Consider the following 22,401-nt stretch of genomic DNA (forward strand, 5'->3'; position numbering starts at 1 on the left):
CACCTCATGCCGCGTCCCTGTACTCCAGAGGATATGCATCAAATTTCTCCCTTCCGTATGTCAGGGTGATGAGCCCCATCTGGAAATAAGTACGCATAAGTCTGATATCGATGTCGGAAAGAGGCTTTATCCTTGAGTCCCTGCCGACCTTTACCATGACCGCACTGCCAACAAGATATCTTGTAAACTCAGCATCCATGACACTCTTTTCTGAAAAGCAGAGAAGATAATCATCACCCACAGGCTCTGCATATCCGTTCTCTCCGATACCATCAAAGATATGGTCCATCTCTGCTGTACTGATAGTGCGGAAGTTGCCATCCGTTCCTATCACGAGTGCCTTCCTGTCCCTGATATCAAAACCGGTATTTTTATCATAATTTCCCAGGAACTGGATTATCCCGTCAGTGACCGGATCAAGGTCAATCTTTATCTTTAGTTCATCCATTTGTTTTCACGCTGCCTTTCTTAAAGCTCTGTGTTCATCCATGATCTTTGCCATGCATGGAAAGCAAAAAGTAGTTCCGTTCCCATAGGGACATGGCGTTTTACAGTTGTGGGGCTTAAGATTACCCACAGGGATTGGATCCCTTGTTCCCTGAAAACTCTTACCACCACTGTATTTATCCCTGTTATATTGTGCTGACATCTAACTATCCCCCTCGTCAAAAGAAATACTTCCTGCATAAAAACAGGCGCCAGTCCGGAAACCTGTCACAGACCAGCGCCCATTATCATCAAAGAGCTGTCTCGCCCTTAGACTTACTGCCGATATCGATGGCATTCTTCTTAGGTGCCTTTGAAGCCTCTTCCTTGGCTGCCTTAAGCTCTCCAAGAAGAGATTTCTTTTCCGCAGTCTTTTCCACTTTTGCCTGCTGGCGCTCCACAAACTTTTCCCCAAGCTCAAAGACCTTGTTCTGTGCATCGTAGTGGTACACGTTGTCAGTGAGCTGGTCTGCAGGATCCACTGTGGTAGCATTGACCTCTTTTACCATGTTCTCAAGGCTCTTAAGATCAAAGTTTCCATTGTCAGGAATTATCAGAAGTTCGTGTATGGAGCTGGGCAAAATGAAGAAGCTCTGATTATTAACTCTCTCAGAAGCCTTCTCCATAAAATCGGTGTAAGCCAGAACTCCGGCACCATGCACGTTTCCTTCTACAGAAGCAACAAACATCTGCTCCTGCTCAGGTGGAATGTTAAGGCCGAGCATCTCAAGGTCTTCGACACCCATCTGCTTCGCAAGCACTTCTGCCATGCCCTGGATGACAAGAGGTCTGATCTCGGGAGCATTCTTCACAGCGTCCTCATGGAGCTGCTCCGGTGTGATGCCATAGTTATCAAGCATCTTATTGGTAACAAGGATCGTGCCGGAACCCTGCGAAGTTTCGCCAAGAACAAAGCGGTAAACAACTGCCATGTCCTCGATGTCCTTATGAGGGACAGTCTCAAGAAGCTCAGCGTTTCTCTCTGCGGAAACAACCTCCATTGCAAGAGTTGACTTCATCCTGTCATAGTCACTGAATGCATCAATGTCGAAGTCCGGTCTGTTCTCAAGAGCAGTTCCGGCAACCTCTGCAGCACCGCTTACGATAGCCTCATAAGATCTGCCCTCCTCGTAGTCCTTGTAGAGCGCATCCACGTTGAGGTTCACGCCGATGATCCCGTCTAAACGCTTAACAGTAAGCGCATCATAGGTCTCATTCATCTTGTCCACCTTGTGGTTCTCCACAACCACCTCCGTGCCGTATCTTTCGTAGAACTGCTCCTTCACGTCATTTGCCAGATTCTCTTTAAATGTCTCAAAGTCCATGTTATTTTCCCCTCTCTTTTTCAAATGTTTTCAGGCATGAAAAAGCACCGGGTAATAGCATCTTTGCCAAAACACAGTGCTTCCATTCAGATGATTCTTTTGCAAAAGAAATACGCCTCGCGGTATGTGGTGCATCGCATCTCATATCACTTGGCGCATTATAATAATATCATACCTAAAAAATGAAAAAAAGGTGAAGTTAGGGGCGCGGAAGGGCCGCGAAAGGGTCAAATCGGGGCGCGGTAAAATCTCAGTATAATTATTTCTAAGTCGCCTATCCGGCGACACATTTATTCCATATAGAAAGTATTATTACTATATCAGTCACCAATGCATGGGCAATGATACTGAAATAGAGCATTATTTATCAGGTCAATATCATATATCCGCTTTGATAAGAAATACCTGAGAATCATATCGCCCTTACTATTTGAAGCAAAAGAATAGCCGGCCAATGCCAGAAGATCCATGCTTTCAGCGTAATTAAGTTCAAACGCTATGCACAGAGCAAACACAGTTTTCTTAGACGGATGGTACCTGCGGTTTTTAATGATCTTATGAAAGAGCCTTCGGTCAATATAAGCTCGTTCATACAGTTCCTTGGTTGATAGCCGTTTTACCCGCATATAGTAGAGAACCATAGCTGAAAAGGTGCATGTTTCGTCAACATTCACAAGCATTTCTTCCAGGTCAGAGTTTATCTGATCTTCTGAAATGCCGCTGTTTATTTCCATGCGAACATCATTGTCAGGATTATTAAGATCAAATATGCAAAAATAACGCGGATTCTTCATTTTAGAAAGGAGCCCCAATGAAAATACTCATAATTGATATCAGCCATAACTCATCAATGGCAAAGGTACGTACTTTTCTGCACTTTCACTCCGATGCCAACCTAATTTATACTTTTGATTTCCTATATACGGAATATAATTCCGCAGCTGAACTATACGCCGATTTGGAAGAGTATCCTTCAGAGTTCTTCAAAAGCCCCTGTGCATATTATGACTCAGTAACTTCAATATTAGGTTCCATAACAAAAATGGTTACAGACTCCGTAATCATATACTCTCCATGCATTGATGAGTGTAGCAGATTATCTAGCGAATTCCTTTACGAAAACTATCTACATTACTTTGGCAAATACAATAATTCAGGAGTACTTGATATCAATTTCAATGCTATTGACTTTCGGATGCCTTTGCCATCCGTGAAATCCCCACTAAAAAAGATCCTCAAAAAAATTACATCATGGACAGCTTTTGGCACAGATGATTCAGAGGAAGATTGCGAAGACTTCTATGATGCCGGCTGATTATTACAAACTTTCCCGTCAATCTATCCCAAGGCAAGATAAATTTTCAAGCGCGTTTTGGAATACAGCTACGACATTGTGTGATGTTCCTGACAACACCCCGCGGTCAGGAATCATACCACACAGTCAGGGAGCAAAAACTACTAAAAACAATCAGCCGTTACCTCACAAGATATCTCATCGGACTATCTTAATAATGTTTTACCCCATCATGAAGCCAATACATCCGAATAGTACGCTCATGAACTTGCGGATAATTATCAATTCTGAAAGTTACTTTGTGTTCTCCAGCAGATGTCCCATATGTACGATTTATACAGCAAACATGCCAACCGCTCTCAATATTGGTATAGGTATTGACGGCTTCTCTCCCCAGTCTCCATCGCTCATAATAAACCGTATGTACCCTTTTGTCAGCATCAACCAAACTTTCGTCACCAGTGTATCTGATATTATAATGAATATAAATATCGTTAGCCTCATCGACTTCACTCAAATCGGTAGAAATATCATCCTCAGAGTAATTTACGATAATATCCATTGTATAGTAAAACAACGAGTCAAAAATAGCTTGAGAATCTTTATAGCCAATCAATTTAAGCTCAATTAAGTATTTCTGAGTTTGCACATCTGAAGCATTTTTATTTGCAACCGCGTAATCATACATTGATTGCAACCGCTTATCTTTACTATCCTTATAAGCATCTAATTCCTCATATATTTCGACAGCCTTATCATATTCACCATTTTCTCTACAAGACTCCGCCTCTTCATACTTCTTATTGATTTTGGCATCCTTTATCTGGTCAATACGACTCTTGCTATCTGAATAATCCTTTATCTGAGAGAATGCCTCTATTGCTTCATCAAACTTCTCCTCAGCAAAAAGAGCTTCTGCCTCATCATATTGATTCTTCAGCATAATATCGTTAATCTGTTCTATCCTATTTTGACTATCTGAGTATGTTTTTATCTCTGTAAATGCAGAAATTGCCTCCGCATAATTACCATTAGATAGTTGAAGTTCAGCTTCTTCATATTTTTCTTTATTAATTGCTTCTGTCGCATTTTCAATTTTTGCCTTGCTATCAAGATAATCGGCAATCTCGCTGTACGCCTTTATTGCAGCCTCATAATCCCCAGCTGAATACAGTTTTTCAGCATCAGAATACTTCTCGGCATTTATGGTTTCCGTAATAGCATCAATCTGCACTAAACTATCTTTATATTCATTGGTCTGTTCAAACTCAGATCTAGCCTCAATCAATTGATTATCACTTAAAAATTCAAGTGCTTTGTCGTAATGCTTAGCATCACTTTCAAGTTGCACAGCCTTTTGCGCCATTTCGCTACTGTCTTTATAATCTCCCAAATCAGAAAAAGCGGCATAAGCTTCATCATATTGTTCCTTTCCCAATAGCGTCTTAGCTGAAACATATTTAAGGTTAGGAACTATAATATTATTGACAACACTTATAGTTACTGCAAAGGCAGACACTACTATAGCCAATGTTGCAACCAATCTCTTTGTCTTTTGTGGCCACCCAATAATCCACTGAACCACAGTGCTTATTCCACTCTTTATAATTGAAAAAAACGTGCCAAATAAAGCAACAAAATCAACACTTGCCGTGCTTGATGTAGAAGATGTAGCAGAAGGAACAGCTATGGGCGTAGGTACATTAGTAAATGATATTTGTTTTAAAGATGGAGTCATTGCATTTGTATATCTTGCATCTGCTTCACACCAAGGACATCCACATAAATCCTTTCGGTACATATGAAGCGGATTTATGTTACATGTAACCAAATCATTCGAATAATCATTCAATGCTTTGTGCCATTCTCTGGCAGACGGTCTTTGTGAAGGATCAATTTTTCCATACATAAACGCTCTGGTAAACAAATCTGAAATTTCCTCTGGTAAAACGTCCAGTGGAGGCACTGCTACAGCTTGAGGTTTATTCCCTGGCTTAAAGCAATAACTATCACGTTTTATTGCCTGATTACCTTGGCCAGGCGATCCAGTTGAAGCAGATTCAGTCTCTTTTATACCATTAAACGGTGTAAAACCATTCATCAGCAATTTGAATATATGAATCGCAAGCGCAAAATTATCCGTTTCCTTCGTAAACGTTGGAAGTGGCGCATTTGCATAAGCATCTTTCTTAAATGCCTCACATTTCTTTAATAGTTCCGGTGCAACATATCCATCCAAGCACACCTTACACCTATACGCCTTCTGGTCATTTAAAACAATATGGTAACTATCAGTATCCAAAAAAGCAACATTACCATTGCTAACATTCACACCGATATTTAAAGGATTAAAATCCCCAAATATATATCCAGCTTCATGAACTGCACTTATGACAGCACAAATATTTTGAGCAATGATTAGTTTTTGTTGAAATGATAGTTGTAATTTAGGTGGGTATACGTACACCTCGCTCAGTGAAACATCAATGTTTAGCCGTGGCATCACAAAGCCACAGAACGAACCCGAACCATCATAAACAGCATCTAACGGCCAAGCAACCTGGTCGATTACATTTCTATCAGGTTGCTTACCAGTCATATACTTGATTTTTTCTTCAAGTTCGTTTGTTATCTTATCTTTATGGTACAGCTTAACAACTTGAGCACTGTTTCCACTGATTGCATAAATATCACCCTCTCCACCGCTACTAAATGCCTTTTGCTCAAGTTCAAAAACATCTCCATATAATCCCGTTACAGTCATATATCCTCCATCTTGTATTAGTAATCACAATGGATCATTGCTATATAACTTATTTCATGTTTCATTTTAGTGTAAAACGGTTGATAAATACCCGGATCCCCAAAAGCACAAAAAGTCACATATTTAATAGATGTACATATAAAGCATATGAATATCGCCTTGTTTTTCACGATACCTATTGGTCTTCACCTATTTTATCTTCATATCTGAATAAGGAGTAGATTCATAGCCACTTTTTTGAAGTCTTTCCACAAAAGGATCCAACTTTTTACGCCATATTTTATTAAACAATGTATATGAGCCAAACATTCTAACAATCAGAGGACTAACCGCATAATATAATCTAATAAAAGCACGCCCATACCAATGTTCTGCAAGAGTATAATCACGGTATCGCCTTAATGTCCATACTTCCGGACAGTCATACGAACCATATACTGCGGTTGCTATATAACACCCGCCACTAGAAGAATTTGTATTAGAGTTCTGAGCATCGCTAGACGCAAACCAGCCTGGGGCTACAGTTGTAGTAGTTTGTCCACCACTGTCCCAAAACTCTGAATCATACACTTGCTGTGCAATTGGAGCATTGCCAAAAGATATATGCGGAAAGCCAACAGAATTATCTGCAAAATATTTAACAGACTTAATTCCATCATTCTCATCAAGTCTTTTTATGGCGTTCGAAACCTCCCAGGCCGCATTATATACTCCGCAGTCATTATCACTATTTAAGTTATAGTGATCACCGCTCTCAAAGCAGCATACAACCGCATTAAAACAATGCTCTGATGACGCAATGAGCTTATATTCCCCTATTTTATATGTTTTACCTTGATTTGCTGTTGTACCTATCTCACCATTCTCGGAAACAATTACATTATTTAAACTGGAAATGTGCTGAAGAATATCCACCGGCGTCTTATTATAAGACACAACAATAGAATCTAAAGAACCTCCGCCAAGAGCAATTGACCAATTTGCCAATTCTGTTGCAACTCTACTGCTCCCAGACATAATGTCCGGTCCAGATATGCTATTCACATCATTAAATTCTCTTTGTATCATATAAGCCTCCTATACACTGTGCCCGAGTTTTTATAAAAATGATTTATCTGTGCCAAATCTTATCATTCGACATTAAGAAAAACTAATTTCCTTATCCTAATAATATCGTGTTAAACACTATATCATATTCCTAGCACCTCCCTTATAGTCGTACACCCAGCTATTATTATTGTAATAAAGGCCGGTGCAACAACAAACCAATGCGTTGCTTCCCCTACTGATGCAGGGCTTCCACCCATAACCTGCAAATCTGCGTATGCTCCCGCAATAAAAAACACAAAAAAGAAAGCAAATATTAGTCCCCCCATAAATCCATGTATTTCAGACATTGCATAGACGATAAACAAAAGAGCCACTATAGCAAGTATTATCCACCCAAAAAGAGCTCCTGCACTTCCTACTTTTCCCCACCATAAAACCAAGCAAGTAAAATATGTCGTCATCGATGCCCCAAACCAGGCATTAACAGATTCTCCCTTCTGAATAATTGATGTATTATAGCCCACTCCAAAGACAACAATCGGGATTAACCAAATTGCTATAGCAACCAAATTATAGCTTCTTACATAAAAGTAGTATGTTTCTAAGTTCCATAATAATGGAGTGCATGCGATACTTGCAGCAACCATAAAAATCATAAATAGCATTTCATTAAACTCAAACTGATGCTTCCTATTTGATAGGTTTTTAAAAGCGCCTCCCGTCCTATTCACTATGTATTTATTGACTTTTTGTGGCCCAATTATCGAAACCACAAATAAAAACATTAGTATTCCAAATGTTTTCCATGCTTCACCAGCGCTTGCTTTACTGTAGCCTAATTGAGTATATCTTACAGTTGCTGCAGATATACTAAAAACAAACCCCCATATGCCAGATATGTATTTTGCCAAGTCACCTTTACTTTTTCTTGAAAAGGCATTCATCAAGGATAAAATCAAAACTCCCATCTCTGCTATTAAACTGCTTTTCACCACATCTATATTGTATATATTTGTTTCATCCAAATGAATTGAGCCACCTTCAACTAATGGTGCACAAACAGCTATAACACTTGCTGTAAATGCCAACCAACCAAGCATTCCAAATAGATCAAAGCCATTCCCTTTAGCCTTGGCCTTACCCTTTTTCCAAGACTGTGCTCCACCATACACATTCGATGTAATAGCAGCCCCCATACCTGCCTGACCAACCACACCTGTAGAAATATTCATGCTAGTAGGTGGCGTAACAGCAGGTCCCGAAAAACTCTTCTGTACCATTTGCGGGGACATCATATCAAAATATCTCTTATCTGCCTCGCACCAAGGACATACATTTAATCCTCTTAAATACATATGGGTTGGATTATTGCTACATGTCTCTAAGTTTTTCTCAAATTCATCAAGTGCTTTATGCCACTCGATTGCTGATGGCCTTTTTGCAGGATTTTTCTTACCTTCAATGAATGCTCTTGTAAATAGATCACAAATACTCCTTGGCAATGTTTCCAATTCAGGAACAGCGACAGCTTGTGGCTTCTTGCCTTTTTTAAAGCAATAATTATCTCGTTTAACCGCATCATCCCCTTGCCCCGGTGAGCCAACAGAAACAGATTCCCCCTCTGGGATTCCATTAAAGGGTGAGTATCCATTCATCAAAAGCCGAAACATATGGATAGCCAATGCAAAATTATCAGTCTCCTCAGTGAATGTGTCCAACGGAGTTTTGGCATATGCTTCTTTTTTATATTCAGGATGAGAAGAAACATAAGCTGAACATTTATTCAACAATTCTGGAGCAGCATATCCCGGAGCACAAACATTACACCTATATGCTTTATCTTTCCCCTTATCAAGAACAATATGGTAACTATCAGTATCAAGGAAGGCAACCGCTCCCGTGCTGAGGTTAACACCTATATTTCTCGGATTAAAATCTCCAAATATATATCCCGCCTTATGAACCTCATGAATAACAACACAGATATTTTGTGCAAGGATGAGCTTCTGTTTGTACGTTATTCCAGTTTTTGGAGGATAAACATATACTTCATTCAGTTCATGAGTGATGTTAAGTTTAGGCATCACAAACCCACAGAATAATCCAGCAGAATCAAATACCACATCTAAAGGCCAAGCCACCTGGTTCAGAACGCTTGATGATGGAGGTCTCTGTACCATAAGTTTGAGCTTTTCTTCAAGAATTTGTGTAGCACTAGATTTCTTATATATCTTTATAACCTGACTGCTATTGCCTGATATGGCAAAAATATCCCCTTCGCCACCGCTGCCCAGAGGCTTTTGCTCAAGCTGATAGCGTCTCCCATTCAACCCTGAAACAACCATATATCACTCACGCTTTCTGATTAACATTATTACCAGTCATCTATAAAGGCAGTGCACATTCCTCTTTATAATAGCGGTCTATATCAGAGAAAAATCCAACACCGAACTATAAAGAAAGTGTACTTACAACAGACAAAACTTGTTCTGATACATTATGTACATTCGAATCGATCGAAACCTCATTGCCAGTAGACTGAATAATCTGATTTTTCAAGTCTTCTATAACCCTCAGCCTATCGTCATTATCTTTCACTATTTTCATCCTATACTCGTCCACCATCTGTGAAGTTGTCGGAATCATCTCCAATTCCTGCTCATCTTTTCCTATATAATAACTCAATTCATTCTTTCTTTTGCGTGCAAAGAATCCCAAATTCTGAAGTTCATTTCTATATGAATCCAATTCTGTTTGAAGCTCAACTCTGCGTTTTTGCTGCTGTATACTTTTTTCTTTTAATTCCCCAACATATTGTTCTAAAATACCACTCATATTATTACAATAATCATCCTGGGCTTTTCTAAAAGATTCTAATAATCTCCTTGCCGCCTCTTCCTTCTCTTGCTTTTGCTTCTCTGCCTCAGCCTTAATACTCTCAAGAAGCTTTCTCAAATAATCGTAAAGCCCCATTCCGCTGTTTTCGTATTTACAATTAAGTCTACTATCCGGTGAATCCGGAATAGAATTAGCAGCACGGAGTGTATCTGATGATTTTTCAATGCTCCCAACGTTATAATATAGATAAACATCAAAATCCATCTCCATCGCTATCTGATTTAAATCACATTCAAATACTTCGGTTTTCTCATTCGTATAATCCTCTTTTCTTAAGTATTCTTCAATCTCTTCAGTTTTTTCGCGAACATAAAACCTTCCATTTGTACCCAAGAAAAACTCATAGTCAATTTTATATATATATACATCAAAATCATCATCTCCCGGATCTGGATCTCTATTCCATTCACCATACTTCTTTGTAGTAATCTTCCACTTTAAATTTTCATCCCCCCACAATGGTTTCGCCAAAGACTCAATTTCTTTCAATATGCCTCTTATCTCTGATTCATAATAAAGATTACCGTTCAAATAGTTGTCAAGTGCATTTCCCATATAACCCCTTTCTGCCGCATTTTTTGCGTCACCATAAACCATGCAAGCTTTTAACATCACATAAAAGGTTCAATAATATATCACACAAATTATCCATTATAAATACAGGATATCATCGCGCTTAGCTTGTTCTTAGTAATGTCATATTTAATGCTTATCCTATTACCTTGATTGGCTCTTTGAACCACTAGTTTTTGCAACTCCCGCGCTAGTACTATTGGCCGAAGCAGTCTTTATTGAATTTATCTTTTGTGGTGAATGACTGCTTAAACCAACAGAGTTTGTACTCGCCCGTGTGATAGCATTTTGTTTTGTATTCTCCTGCTTACTAACTGTCTGCTTTAATGAGTTTCTTTTAAACATATCCGATGTCTGGTCCACCATTTTAGGTTTTTTTGCACAAGCTTCCCTACACTTATCCGAAAACGCTCTAGCCTTATCTGTAATCCCAAGTTGATTCTCATATATATGAATCTCACCTGATCCCTTATGCACACTCTGAGGCAATGCCACAGCTTGACCATCCTTTCCTATATGGTGATGTATCAAGGTTTCATTTTCATAGCCTTTATATTGGGGAAAACATTTTACAAACCTAGCATCAACTCTTGGAGATTCACCATTATCAATTCTTAAGTTATTCTTCTTGCTAAAAACTTCGGGATGTTTAGATAATAATTCCTTGAAATAATAATTACTACTTCTCTCCCAACCTTGCGAATTAGCGTTCGCCATTCCCTCTCCCTTATACCTCATATTTATCACAAGTTCATTGGGATGATTGAGCGTGTACTTCTTTCCTTCAGATGTAATTCGTTCTGCTGTTATTTCTTTTTTTGGTATGCCGTCATAAACATCTATAGCCATTACATCCTAGCCTCCATTACACCTATAGTCTTTGCAATGGAATATGACAACAACACCTCCTTATGTGTATCTGATTCATAGCAAAACAGCTTATTGTTTTGATTATCATAAAAAATAAAATATCCGTCATCATCATTTACAATAGCATTGCCAATTAGAAACAATTGCGTCCCAGGAAAAAATGATTGTGCATCTAAGTATTCCCTTTTTATTGTATCTACCACGGGTTCTGTAGCATCAACTGGATAGAAATTCAAGAAGCACTCTCCGAATTTCCCTGACAGCATCAAAAATGAATATGTAGAAAAATACGCTTTCAGCTCATCACATAACACAAAACCGATTGTATCCTCGATATCATTCCATGGTATCGCAGTCTTTTGCAGAATTGGTTTCCACTGAACTTCGCCATCTTCATCTGGTACAGAAATTAAGCAAGCTTTATTCAAACCATCAGTATATGACACTGTTGGATTCGTCCCAAATACTCCATTAGCATAATTATTTAATCGCGAAAAATAGCCATCAAACACTTCTTTCATTTTTATATCCTCACTATATGAATATGAAAAACTCTCTGTGTAGCATTGAATCCTGTTGAATATTTGCCATACACGCACGCTTTCGCCATCGACTCTTCGATAACCTTTGATACTTTTAACTCCAACCCATACTCAGGAGCGTCATCAGGAAGCTTTACGACAAAATCCAATTCATTTTTCAAGATTTTCTCTTTGATATAATTAAATAATTCTTTTTTCCCATATATTACACTATGATTTCGCTCATAATAGTTTAAGCTTGGTTTATTTGCTATTGGATAATCTCCTTCTTTAAAAGTGTGATCTCTTGCTACTTCATCTGCTGTTAAACCAAAATAATCATACCGCAATGTGTTTAAATACCTTATGGTCGTATCAAATGTCACATCTACATGGCACCATTCGCCCTCTATTTTAACCATATTCCACGCATGAGGATTATCTGTATGTATCGTTGGATCATCTGCAGTACCAGAAACAACAAGACACTGTATTCCAACTCGTTCCAAAAGATACTTATATGCTTTAGCAAACCCTTCGCACACTGCCTTTTTCTCGACAAATGGTCCGATAATTGTATACCGCTCTTTTTCTCCATCATTGATATATTCAACATTTTTTGCAAGAGCATCATGCAACATCAACGCCTTTTCGTATTCCCTATGCCCAGCGGTTCGCGCTATTAGCCTATCTGCTCTTTCCTCACACTTTAGCTTTAATTGATTTATTTCTTGCTTGGTATAAGAATACCGCGGATATAAATCAATAGTTATTCCTCTGGTAATAGTCCTAAAGCCACTTACGTAAAAATAATTCGGGTTTTCTAACACTTCACTTTGCAGCACCCATTGCAGTTTCTCGCCATTAATAGAAGATGCACAGGTTATTTTCTGATCTCCATTTTCAAGTCCATCAAATATTGGCTTATATGCACTTTTTTCGAGAGCACTCACTATTCCCTTTATTGTTCTAATAACTTGTCACCTCTACATGATTCTTTTGACCAACACCATCAATCCTCTGGAATATCTTGATTGGCTTGTTGTTCCTCATTTTCGCTATAATTCACGACATTCTTATCTTCATCTTTAAACAAATGTGGATACGCGGCCCTTTTCCATGCATCCTCGTATTTTTTCTTCAAGGCTATCCAATCCGGTTCAGCATAATACTCAGCCGGTTGCAAGCTATATGATGCAGATGTATTCATAATGACTACTACTGTTTTGTCATCATTTACCTGTGCCGCAGATATACCGCTCATAAATTTGCCTATCTTTTCTTGTACTGCCTCCTCTCCTTCCGATTCAATTTTTAGACTTTTAGGATCCATGAAGAACTTTGCTAACGCTGTATAAATGCTCACCTCTTCATCTCTTATATATATTGGGAAAAGGATTTCATACATTCCATCTGTTGCTAAGAATACACTGACTACAGGATTTTCATACTTTTTTATAATCCATTTTTCCTCGCCAAAAAATAAAGGAAGCACCCGGCCGTCAGAGTCTCTTTGCTGTTCCGTAACTTTGCAAAACTTACCATCCGTAGTCATGGCAATTATCCCGCTATCACCAGAATGTCCATAATATAGGCAGTCATCAATCAGAATCGCAAGCGAAAGAGTAGTGTCATACTGATCAAAATCATGACCATTCTCTGTTGCAATCTGTTCGATTGTATTTTGAGACAACTCAAACGAATCTTTTATCACCCCAAGAATCTCTTCCTCGGTCGAATTACTTTTTATATGGTCTGAACAATATTCTGTAGATAACTCCGAGGCTGTCTTTGATGCCACATCTGAGTGTTCCTCACTTCCAAGGCCATCTGCAACAGCTGCAATAATCATATTCTCACTACACTTAATTATTTTATGATAATCTTGACATACCACGTTATTCTTAACGTGGTATGCACCCTGCTGTGTAACCCCATAGGCATATATCATGTTTTATCTGCCTCCTTGTGTCGGTTGTACTATTACATCCAATCATCCGTATCTTTATCAACGTTGTCAGGAAGCGGTACTCCTTTTGGCTTTTCTCCAGGAGAACTTACCGAAACAGAACGCATGCTCTTATTTACCCAATCAAAGAAGCTTGAAAAATCATATCCTTTCAACTTCATTACTTTGGGGCCAGAAAGACGGTGCAGCGTCTGAGGATCATAACCTTCAACCCCCAGTGAGAAGAACTTCAATTTCTCATTTTCTTCCATGTCCTGAATCACCTTCACAATTTCTGTTATATCATCCTGTGGCGCACCATCAGAGATCATAATAATCCAAGGCTTGTACGGCTCTGTTCCTGATCGGCGATAAAACCTTGACCTCTCATTTACCATATCAATTGCTTTCTGAATAGCTGGAGACATATTAGTACCGCCATTTGCAACAAGATTAACAGGCTCCATATATTCAATAGGTACGAACTCCTGAACAACATTAAGACCAGAGTTAAACTCGACAATGGCGATATCCAGTACATCTCTGGTTGTTTTATCCTCACATACATCAAGCTTAAACTTATTCAAACCCTCATTAAGCTCTCTTATGGGTTCGCCACCCATTGATCCTGATGTGTCAAGCAAAAGCAAACAGGCCATATGTGGCTCACTTGCGTTGACAATCGTAGGAATGTCCTCGTTAAACGATCTCTGCATCATTTCTTCTTCCATTTCTGTTCCCTCCTTATGTTTGGAATTATCTATCATCTTCTACATTATCTTTTTTTCATCTCCATCTGGCACTCCGTATTCTCTATACTGACAAACCATAGTTTTCACAAAATTGGCACATATGACACTTCGCCTGTTATCTTGTCCATAATAAACACTTCGTCTACAGCCATTCCCTGTATCTCCTCTGGTTTCACCCTGTTTTCCCTCTTTATATTTATACTGGCAGTATGCGTAGTTCCATACCCCCAATGTCCCACATAATTCGAATTTTGCGCATAAGAGTTGTTTATCTCATGCTTATCATAAGACCCAATAATATCAGAATACTTCTGGCAGCTATGCGCAGAGGAATGTTTAGAGATTATAATCTTCGAGCATTTCCCGGAAAATGCAAAAAAATCATTATCATTTCCTCCAAATCCAGAATAGACATCATCTGATGAAGCAACCACACTATAATTGCCGCCTCCTCTTTTGATGTAATCCATCAGTACATCGCTTGTACATATCTGAATACCATCTGCCACAATCATTGTCTTTCCACCTTGAGATATGATGGTTTCCGCTTCATTCACAAGTGTGTTGATCAACACCGTATTTGTACTTGACTGTACATCGACAGAAAGAATCAGTTGTTTATGTGATGCATCCACATAATTCACAGCATTACTGGCATTTGTTTTTTGCGCCAAGATAGAAGCGCCCTGTCTAGATAATGCTTGAAAAAAAGCCTCGATATTACCTCGTTCGATCTCTCCTTGCATTATTTGAGATATTATGTTTCTCGCCTCATTTTGTGATATTCTGCCCTGGTTTTCTGCCTTATTTACTCCATCTATAAAGGTCAGATGAGGACAGTTAATATACATATAGCATCTTGGACTCTTTCGATTTGCTCTTATATAATCACTTATCCCATTGATATAGTAGCGACCGGCAGCGTTAATCTTGTAGTCCTTTGTTGAAGAAGAAACTATCAATCTCGCAATCTCGTTGTTTGAAGCTCCTATGAAAGGATCATAAATAGGATTATTCCCATTAACAATGCATACATTCCCTGCTCCAAAAAAATTAGCAACACTATTTTCTAACTCTCTATTACTGCTATGTAGCAAAAGTACGGAGTATCCCTGTAAAAAAGCGCATTCTATTGCTCGTGTAATCGAACGTACACGTATCGTATTGGCTCCGCCCGTAAACATCATGTTCTCGAGAGGGTTATTTTCATCAAAAAAAGCTTCTATATCACTTGGTTCATACCTGAGCACACCTTGATTGGCTTCATTTTCGCGCTGAACAGACATTAAAGCCTTTTGTGTTCTTCTGTTCGCTATTCCTGCCACCATAAAACCAGCAAGACCGCTCGAATGATTATTAAAAAGACTCATATCCGATCCTTCCTAAACAAATCGAATCTATACTTGAACGGCTTCTGAAAAGGAAAGCTAATAATAGCCTCACCCACCTCAAGTTCATTCATATTCCAATCTTCTACAACATGACCATCGTGCCTCTCCTCATGCACGGAGTTATTAAGAGTCCTGTGCTGTTCAATTACTACATTCTTTCCGAGTAGTCCCACAATATAATCTCTTGTAAAAATATCATTTGCCCTAAAAGCATATATAGACGAGAAACCTGCTAAAATGTTTTTTCCTCTATATTCTCCATATGCTTCTGTTAGTTGGTTAATGCTTTGAAGACCAGCAAATACCTTTACGCCAAGACTTCTTCCAAAATTCACGCCGTCATCTATATGTTGCAAATATGGTATAAGCCTAAACTCATCGCATATAAGATACACATCACCTTGAGGCTTTTTTCTTCCCAAAGCTTCTTTTAACGCAAGATCAAACAGCAAACTATAAATAGGTGCCAGTGTCTCACCAATCGAAATGTCATACTCAATAAATAAAACCCTTCCGCCCCTTTTTCTTACAAAATCTCTTATTGAAAACATTCCTCTTTCATCAAAGCAAGCAGAAAGCAATTTTCTTACTGTACCTAACATTTCGGCATATACGCCAAGTGCTTGTCCATTAGTTCCATCTCCGATATAGCTAAGAACTGACGCAAACTGTGGATGAGATTCGATCATTGCCTTCACATCAAAAATTGTTGATTCATCAAGTGCTCTCTTTAATTCATTATTGAACAAACAATCCTTTCTATATTCAATATCATCCTTTCCCTCGTGTAACATGCACAATAGTATTGCAGCAAACAAATCTCGTGCCGCATTAGGGAAAAACGGATCCTTACTTTTGTCAATGGATTCCTTGAATATCGACCATGATAATTCCTGTGTATTAAGTGAAACTTCTTTAGATTCCCAACCATCAGCCACTATTTCCTTAAAAATATTCCATTTCTCAGAAATATCTGCGAACTCACGTCCGCCTCCAATAATTACATCATTTTGAGCCGAAAACAATTTGTAATAATCACCTTTTGTATCAAAAATAATCATCACATCGTCTAAAGACATTTTCTTTTTTACCTGCTCTACAATATGGTAAAAAACATTTGACTTTCCACATCCCGTCCCACCAATAAGCATGGTGTGCTTGCTCAATATATCCTTATTAATACCAAGGCATTTTGAAGTTCCTCTAAATGTCCCTGGAATAGTAATATAAGGATCCACAAATTCAACCATTGGATTATGGTCTAATATTGAGCCATAGATTGAAGAAAGCTTTATATCCATCTCTGTTCACCCTCTGATTCTTGTATTATTAGCCAATAAAGGTTTACCATCTTCATGTATTTTTGTCACAAATATTCTTAACTGCTCAATTATTTGATTTATTGTTAAGTTCTTCTCTAACTCATAGTTTTCGCCTTCTATTGTATTGAGCGGTTCATCACACACCCCCACTATGCTTATCTGTTCATTTTTATTTTTTTTTATACCCACCAAAAAAGATATAATCAACCGAGCTTGTTCCTCTGATGTTATAGTTTTACTCCATGATATACATTTTAGTAATGTATTTAAGTTGTCGCGCACTATAATTCCTATCTGGTTCTTATTCTCTTCGAACAAAACAAGAAGCATGTTCCATTCACTCTCACTAAATTGATATTTCATATGCCACTTTGTAATTTAACGCCCACGCGTATTATCTCTGTTTTCTTCTCTTTTATCGTTGATATCATTTAAAGGCTTCTTATCACTATTAATCGTAAAAGCATTTTTCTTTTTCGAACCCTTTTCTAAGCTGCTATATATCTCGGATCTGAATGCCTTTAATTTTTTTTTGCTATCTTCTAAATTATTCTCCGAAGTTATTCTTTCAAAACCATTCTTCATTTATTTACCATCCATTTGTAGCATTATATAATGCTTTCGTTGGGACTAATTTGGTCATTAAACTTCATTATCAAATCAATAGGATAAATACGTAGTTCCTCCAGCATTTCTGATGTGTCATTAATAGCATCAAAAACAAATATCAGTGCCAAAAACATAGACCACGTCATAGTTTTCTTCCCACTTTCTACCGGATAATAAGTTTGGCGAGTAACTCCAATAATACTGGCAAGTTCTTCCTGGCTAATCCCTATTTTTGCTCTTAGCGCAGATAGATTATTCTGCAGAAGATCAATGCTTGCTTTTTTATAATTATTTGATATTATCCATTTATCTTGTACCAAATCACCGACCTCCTTCCATTTATTTAAAAGGGTAATGAGTCTAAGCCCATTACCCCCATAATCATTTACCAATGCTTGTCTTCATAATAAGTCGATTCAATTCCCTTATTTTGGAGATCTCTCACCAATACATCAAGTCTTGATTTCCAAACTTTTTTAAACCATGCAGTATGCCCAAATAGTTTAACAGCCAGCGGACTTAATGTATAATATACATGAATGAATGCTCGCCCATACCAATGCTCGGCAAGCTCATAATCACGGTATCTCCTCAATGTCCATACTTCTGGGCAATCATAAGATCCATATACAGTTGTTGCTATATAGCATCCCCCTCCAGTACTGCCACTTCCAGAAGTATTACTCGTAGAGCCGCTCAAGATACCATTCCCCCATACCTCCGCTGGATTTCCTGTCTTATACCAGGTTGGAATAATAGGTGCATTATCTTTAAGCATTGTGGTATAGGGCTCTTGTAGTTTAATCGAATTTCTAAACGCATCAGCAACCTCAGAATGTACAAAATAGAATCCCTTATCCTCAAACGATTTTTTCTCAGGAAAATCTATCTTCTCAACCGAGGCGCCTTCAATCTTAATGCACATATCCATATATGTTGATACTGTAGTCATCCGATGTACAAGGCTTTTCCATTCGTCATCTGTCTCATCGCCACGGACAGACACCAAATATAGAATTACTGCTCCAAAATGATCATCTATGTTTTCTATTAAGGCATAACTCCAGTTAACATTCACCCCATCAACATACACAACCGAGTCAGAGAAGTTGCATCTCGCAGGTGGCGTTGCCTGAGCGATATAACTAAGCTTATTGCTAAGGGCTTCTAATATCTGCAGTGCCGTCATAGTATAGGAATAAACAATAAAGCCCATCCTTCCCATGGCGATTTCACATTTCAAAACACCAATATCCTCATTGGGGTATTGTGAATGCTCATCTGGTGTTATAAAATTAGATCCCATGTATTGTCTCCTTCTGTGCATATAATAAAATGTTTGAAACGATTGCTAACTTTGGCCTAAAAAGTAGACAATAATATGACAACTACAATACAATGCCGCTTCCGATAACTTCTTATAAACTATCACCGATATCTAACCGCTTCTCAGGCACTATCTCTATATAATCTATAAATATAAGGGTAATGAACCCCTCTGGCCTTCCATTACCCTTTACGCACCTAACACGATATCACATACAATACTTGCTATACTCTCTCTCCGCATCAGTAAGTGAAGAAAATGGACCATATTTTGATCTTCCATCCATAACATAAACCCAAAATGTATTTCCATCCCCTTCAATCCAGCATCTACCATATGAACCATTTCCTTCTTTGTAAATCATATAAACCCTCCTTTTAGTCATTGACATTTACACAGCAACACCCTGTTGGCCTTGCATTAACCAATAATTCTCAAAGAGGTCACCATGCACATTCCGAAAAGTCCATCATCAAAATTCTCATACCTCATCAATGTATAACAATTATTTCCAGATGATAGATCTCTCAATCAGCTATTCAAGAATATAATCTTGAAAAAGTGACCAACCTCGTATTGATGAGAATTTTACAAAATGACAATTTTTTTGTCAATTTATCACGCATTACATACAAAATAAATGAAATCATTATAAAACCAAGGGAAAATCTGCATAAAATTGTTGAACAATTCTCATTTCACCAAATATCAATAATGTTTTTATAAAAAAATAATAATTACTTTCTTGCTCAGTTAGTACCTTTATTATGTTCATACTCTTTATTATCATGACAAAAAATCCAATTCAATTTGTCACTCGTGTCTGTTGTAAAACTATTACGCTCAATACAAAGCTTTCTCCATTATGACAAGCCCTTCTAATCTATCATGATGCTAAAAACTCACCAATCTTATCTCCAATCCCCTCAAGAGCCATTCCCACAGCCACAGCTGAGAAGCTCACCAGAAATACCCCAAAAGACATTCCCAGAGCGATCATCACGCAGCCCCACATATGCTGACATGCATACATGATTATAATTGCCAACATGATGAGGTAGAACAGCCCTAAAATCACGCAGCCAATCTTTGACAGAACGCCTACCCATGCCCTGATGAAGCAGACCATCAGGAACACTGGAAACATTATTATCTTCACAAGTAATTTAATCATAAACATATTCAACCCTCCATATACTCTTCATCATCTGTGTTATTTGTTTCTTCCGGATCCTGGAAGTTATTCCTGGCACCTCTGTTAAACGTTGCTGTAAACTGCGCATCTGCTGTTGTTGATACGTTATACAGCATAGCCAGAAGATACTGCCTTGGATTTATTGGCGGCTCGGTGAGCTTATGCCAGTTATCAAGGACATCTTCAATGTGGAATCTTGTGAGCTTCATGAATCTGTCCTTAACCACATTGGTGCTTCTTTCTTCACCACCAATGACCATTTTCTCCTTGGATGAAGTCAGGACATCAACCATGAGATCCACAATGCCTCTGATTGTGCCTTCATCATGGGGATAATTCTGACAAAGCGCCTCTGTTTCGATGTTTTCATCAACACATTCTCTGTATGCCCATGCATCTTCATCCAATCCAATCCCATCAGCCCTACGTATATTACTATTACTGGGATAGATAGGGATAAGATTTTTATTATTATTTTTTATATTTTTATTATTATATGGGTCCAAATTTTGGACGGGTTCAGATTCAATTCTCACACTACCCCCATCCAGATTTTGCACCCCATAGTTTAAATTTTGGACGGGTGCTAAGTTATCCACATCCGAAGATCCAACAGATTCAAGGATTCTCTTTTTAGGTATTATTCCAGAGGTTTGTTTTTTGTACTTCTGGGAATCATTGATAATGAAGTTTTTCACATAGAATCTTGAAACGCTTCCCGGGCATCTTGTATCTTTTTCTATCATTCCCCTTGCTTCAAGACTCTTAAGTGCTGTGATTGCGGAGCTCCTTTTACAGTGTCCGAACTCCTGCGCTTTCTCCAATGAGCAGTAGACAAATGTTCTCCCCAGTTCATCATGTCCGCTGACATTACCGCCCAGCTTCATTCTTTCAAGAAGGCTTGAATATATCAGAATCTCCGAAAGCTTAAGTCCCTCATATTCCTCGTCATAGAGGATTGCCTTGGGAACCATGAGAAAAGCATATGTCTCAGATTCCTTCCCGTTGTAATACCTCAAATTCAGCTTCTTGATTTCTTCATCCTTGTAACCCATTTGGATCTTCCTCCCGTTTCTACTATATTTATTGTTCATTTTCCTGTTGCCATTTTTCCAACAGCCCCAATATAACCATTTCCCTTTCCTTGGCACTAAAGTGTGGCGGGAAATACTTATCCAGTTTTTTCTCAGACAGAGACACCTTCCTTGACGGCTTATTCTCCGGAAGGGCATCCCTCATGATCTGCGTCATTACTGTACGAGTGATATTTTCTACATTCTCTGTATTCTTGAGAGCTTCTATCTGAACCGGTCTGATGAAGCCGGTCTCGCTGAAGTATTCATAAATCCAGCTCTGCAGTTCTTTATCAAAGTGGGAAATATCAACTGCCATATTTAAGCCAATCTTTTTGGAATCAACCACATCAAGCATTTCCGGAATAAGGTCTGTAAGAGCAATGTACTTCTGGACTTGGCGGCCACTGATACCGGCCTCTTTTCCTACAAGTGTCCTGGCTCGTAATGCTTCTCTTGAATTTGTATCTGACTTGGGGAACTCAGTTCCCGAGGATGCTTCATCTTCAAAAATCGAATCATCTTCATCCGACATAGGGAACTCAGTTCCCGAGGACAAGTCATTTCTTTTCCCTTGACGTTTAAGAACATCAAACTTCATCTTAAAAGCAAACGCCCTCTCACTTGGCAGAACCTCTTCTCTTTGGACATTGGCATCAACCATTGCCACAACTGCGGTATCATCGTCCATTTCCTTTATCACAGCAGGAATTGTCTTGAGCCCTGCAAGCCTTGCGGCATGCATTCTTCTATGACCGGACACCATTTCATAACCGCCCTCAGCGCATGGCCTCAGCATTACAGGAGTTAGAACCCCATTTACAGCTATACTTTTAACAAGTTCTTCCATACGGCTATCATCAATAACCTTGAAAGGATGGTCTTTGAAAGGTCTGATCTGGTCTATCTGTATTTCCTCAGTAACATCTTTTGTAATAGGAGCACCAAGAAGCTCCTCAACTGATTCAAAATGTATCTTCTGTCTCTTTGCTGCCATAACGCT

At 38.5% G+C, this 22,401-nt stretch carries 24 protein-coding genes; 1 reads left to right on the plus strand and 23 read right to left on the minus strand.

Going from position 1 to position 22,401, the window contains the following annotated elements; all coding sequences use genetic code 11:
• Positions 1-4 precede the first annotated feature (4 nt).
• From J6O61_RS14490 to J6O61_RS14505, 4 genes are all read right to left on the minus strand, one after another.
• On the minus strand, positions 5-448 hold the full coding sequence (locus J6O61_RS14490) for a hypothetical protein (RefSeq protein ID WP_292214673.1): 444 nt from the start codon (positions 446-448) through the stop codon (positions 5-7).
• Between the two features lie 6 nt (positions 449-454).
• Positions 455-649, minus strand: coding sequence for a hypothetical protein (locus J6O61_RS14495; RefSeq protein ID WP_292214674.1), 195 nt, complete (start codon positions 647-649; stop codon positions 455-457).
• A gap of 88 nt (positions 650-737) precedes the next feature.
• Positions 738-1,811 (minus strand): DUF5688 family protein, encoded by a 1,074-nt coding sequence (locus J6O61_RS14500; protein WP_292214676.1) that lies wholly within the window; start codon positions 1,809-1,811, stop codon positions 738-740.
• 320 nt (positions 1,812-2,131) lie between these two features.
• The gene (locus tag J6O61_RS14505; RefSeq protein ID WP_292214677.1) at positions 2,132-2,605 is read right to left on the minus strand and encodes a hypothetical protein; all 474 of its coding nucleotides are present in this window, start codon (positions 2,603-2,605) and stop codon (positions 2,132-2,134) included.
• 17 nt (positions 2,606-2,622) lie between these two features.
• Here J6O61_RS14505 and J6O61_RS14510 point away from each other — a divergent pair, with 17 nt between their 5' ends.
• Positions 2,623-3,126, plus strand: a complete 504-nt coding sequence (locus tag J6O61_RS14510; RefSeq protein ID WP_292214678.1) for a hypothetical protein — start codon at positions 2,623-2,625, stop codon at positions 3,124-3,126.
• A gap of 190 nt (positions 3,127-3,316) precedes the next feature.
• Here J6O61_RS14510 and J6O61_RS14515 read toward each other — a convergent pair whose 3' ends face one another.
• From J6O61_RS14515 to J6O61_RS14605, 19 genes are all read right to left on the minus strand, one after another.
• Positions 3,317-5,869: a hypothetical protein gene (locus tag J6O61_RS14515; protein ID WP_292214681.1), complete on the minus strand. Its 2,553-nt coding sequence runs from the start codon at positions 5,867-5,869 to the stop codon at positions 3,317-3,319.
• A gap of 189 nt (positions 5,870-6,058) precedes the next feature.
• Positions 6,059-6,937 carry a CFI-box-CTERM domain-containing protein gene (locus J6O61_RS14520; protein WP_292214683.1) on the minus strand — a complete coding sequence of 293 codons (879 nt, stop codon included), beginning with the start codon at positions 6,935-6,937 and terminating at the stop codon, positions 6,059-6,061.
• A 122-nt stretch (positions 6,938-7,059) separates the two neighbouring features.
• Positions 7,060-9,264 carry a hypothetical protein gene (locus tag J6O61_RS14525; protein ID WP_292214685.1) on the minus strand — a complete coding sequence of 735 codons (2,205 nt, stop codon included), beginning with the start codon at positions 9,262-9,264 and terminating at the stop codon, positions 7,060-7,062.
• A gap of 106 nt (positions 9,265-9,370) precedes the next feature.
• Positions 9,371-10,372 (minus strand): hypothetical protein, encoded by a 1,002-nt coding sequence (locus tag J6O61_RS14530; RefSeq protein ID WP_292214687.1) that lies wholly within the window; start codon positions 10,370-10,372, stop codon positions 9,371-9,373.
• 162 nt (positions 10,373-10,534) lie between these two features.
• The gene (locus tag J6O61_RS14535) at positions 10,535-11,239 is read right to left on the minus strand and encodes a hypothetical protein (protein WP_292214689.1); all 705 of its coding nucleotides are present in this window, start codon (positions 11,237-11,239) and stop codon (positions 10,535-10,537) included.
• Complete coding sequence (locus tag J6O61_RS14540; RefSeq protein WP_292214691.1) at positions 11,239-11,781, minus strand: SecY-interacting protein Syd; 543 nt, start codon at positions 11,779-11,781, stop codon at positions 11,239-11,241. The genes J6O61_RS14535 and J6O61_RS14540 overlap by 1 nt, the downstream gene beginning before the upstream one ends.
• 2 nt (positions 11,782-11,783) lie before the next feature.
• Entirely contained in the window at positions 11,784-12,734 is a 951-nt protein-coding gene (locus J6O61_RS14545; protein ID WP_292214693.1) for a transglutaminase domain-containing protein, read from the minus strand.
• Positions 12,735-12,793: 59 nt separating this feature from the next.
• Positions 12,794-13,732: a protein phosphatase 2C domain-containing protein gene (locus J6O61_RS14550; RefSeq protein WP_292214695.1), complete on the minus strand. Its 939-nt coding sequence runs from the start codon at positions 13,730-13,732 to the stop codon at positions 12,794-12,796.
• Positions 13,733-13,764: 32 nt separating this feature from the next.
• Complete coding sequence (locus tag J6O61_RS14555; protein ID WP_292214697.1) at positions 13,765-14,460, minus strand: vWA domain-containing protein; 696 nt, start codon at positions 14,458-14,460, stop codon at positions 13,765-13,767.
• 104 nt (positions 14,461-14,564) lie between these two features.
• A complete protein-coding gene (locus J6O61_RS14560; RefSeq protein ID WP_292214699.1) occupies positions 14,565-15,851 on the minus strand; it encodes a hypothetical protein in 1,287 nt (428 codons plus the stop codon).
• Complete coding sequence (locus J6O61_RS14565) at positions 15,848-17,173, minus strand: type IV secretory system conjugative DNA transfer family protein (RefSeq protein WP_292214701.1); 1,326 nt, start codon at positions 17,171-17,173, stop codon at positions 15,848-15,850. Before J6O61_RS14565 ends, J6O61_RS14560 begins: the two co-directional genes overlap by 4 nt.
• Positions 17,174-17,179: 6 nt before the next feature.
• A complete protein-coding gene (locus tag J6O61_RS14570; RefSeq protein ID WP_292214703.1) occupies positions 17,180-17,557 on the minus strand; it encodes a hypothetical protein in 378 nt (125 codons plus the stop codon).
• 15 nt (positions 17,558-17,572) lie between these two features.
• A complete protein-coding gene (locus tag J6O61_RS14575; RefSeq protein ID WP_292214705.1) occupies positions 17,573-17,779 on the minus strand; it encodes a hypothetical protein in 207 nt (68 codons plus the stop codon).
• A gap of 23 nt (positions 17,780-17,802) precedes the next feature.
• Positions 17,803-18,123: a helix-turn-helix transcriptional regulator gene (locus J6O61_RS14580; RefSeq protein ID WP_292214706.1), complete on the minus strand. Its 321-nt coding sequence runs from the start codon at positions 18,121-18,123 to the stop codon at positions 17,803-17,805.
• 65 nt (positions 18,124-18,188) lie between these two features.
• The gene (locus J6O61_RS14585) at positions 18,189-19,109 is read right to left on the minus strand and encodes a CFI-box-CTERM domain-containing protein (RefSeq protein WP_292214709.1); all 921 of its coding nucleotides are present in this window, start codon (positions 19,107-19,109) and stop codon (positions 18,189-18,191) included.
• A gap of 229 nt (positions 19,110-19,338) precedes the next feature.
• The gene (locus J6O61_RS14590) at positions 19,339-19,494 is read right to left on the minus strand and encodes a hypothetical protein (protein ID WP_292214711.1); all 156 of its coding nucleotides are present in this window, start codon (positions 19,492-19,494) and stop codon (positions 19,339-19,341) included.
• 522 nt (positions 19,495-20,016) lie between these two features.
• Complete coding sequence (locus J6O61_RS14595; RefSeq protein WP_292214713.1) at positions 20,017-20,304, minus strand: hypothetical protein; 288 nt, start codon at positions 20,302-20,304, stop codon at positions 20,017-20,019.
• 8 nt (positions 20,305-20,312) lie between these two features.
• The gene (locus J6O61_RS14600; RefSeq protein ID WP_292214715.1) at positions 20,313-21,380 is read right to left on the minus strand and encodes a DUF6017 domain-containing protein; all 1,068 of its coding nucleotides are present in this window, start codon (positions 21,378-21,380) and stop codon (positions 20,313-20,315) included.
• 28 nt (positions 21,381-21,408) lie between these two features.
• Positions 21,409-22,395, minus strand: a complete 987-nt coding sequence (locus tag J6O61_RS14605) for a ParB/RepB/Spo0J family partition protein (RefSeq protein WP_292214717.1) — start codon at positions 22,393-22,395, stop codon at positions 21,409-21,411.
• Positions 22,396-22,401: the final 6 nt, after the last annotated feature.

Origin of the sequence: Butyrivibrio sp. (assembly GCF_017635265.1) — a bacterium.
GTDB lineage: Bacteria > Bacillota > Clostridia > Lachnospirales > Lachnospiraceae > Butyrivibrio.